Source organism: Parvimonas micra, from assembly GCF_021300775.1.
In the GTDB taxonomy this organism is placed as follows: domain Bacteria; phylum Bacillota; class Clostridia; order Tissierellales; family Peptoniphilaceae; genus Parvimonas.
The window spans coordinates 1-545 of the sequence record NZ_JAJTJP010000005.1; the positions used below are offsets into that span (position 1 = coordinate 1).

Consider the following 545-nt stretch of genomic DNA (forward strand, 5'->3'; position numbering starts at 1 on the left):
CGTGAATCAGAATGTCGCGGTGAATGCGTTCCCGGGTCTTGTACACACCGCCCGTCACACCATGGGAGTTGGCAATACCCGAAGCCGCCGATCTAACCGCAAGGAGGAAGGCGTCGAAGGTAGGGTTAATGACTGGGGTGAAGTCGTAACAAGGTAGCCGTATCGGAAGGTGCGGCTGGATCACCTCCTTTCTAAGGAGTACTAAGAACGACAGTTCAAAAATTAATTCTTAGTTTTATCACTGTTTTCTCGGTTCAATTTTTTTAACCAAAAAAGCTGTAAGGCTAACTAAAAGAGAATACCAAAATGATAGTATAATATGTAAGGGGCACGCAGAACCCCCAAAAATTTGTACTGTCGTAAAATTTTTGGGGGTGTAGCTCAGTTGGGAGAGCACCTGCCTTGCAAGCAGGGGGTCAGGAGTTCGAATCTCCTCATCTCCACCAAGAAACCTGACAATTAAAGAGAAATATATTTCTGGTCAAGCGACCAAGGGCATAAGGTGAATGCCTTGGCACTGAGAGCCGAAGAAGGACGTGATAAGC

General features: G+C 46.4%; 1 tRNA gene and 1 rRNA gene. Both read left to right on the forward strand.

The annotated features are described in order from the left end of the window. A 16S ribosomal RNA gene (locus LW893_RS07115) occupies positions 1-191 on the forward strand; the annotation flags it as partial. A gap of 179 nt (positions 192-370) precedes the next feature. Beyond that, positions 371-446: transfer RNA gene (locus LW893_RS07120), tRNA-Ala, on the forward strand. Positions 447-545: the final 99 nt, after the last annotated feature.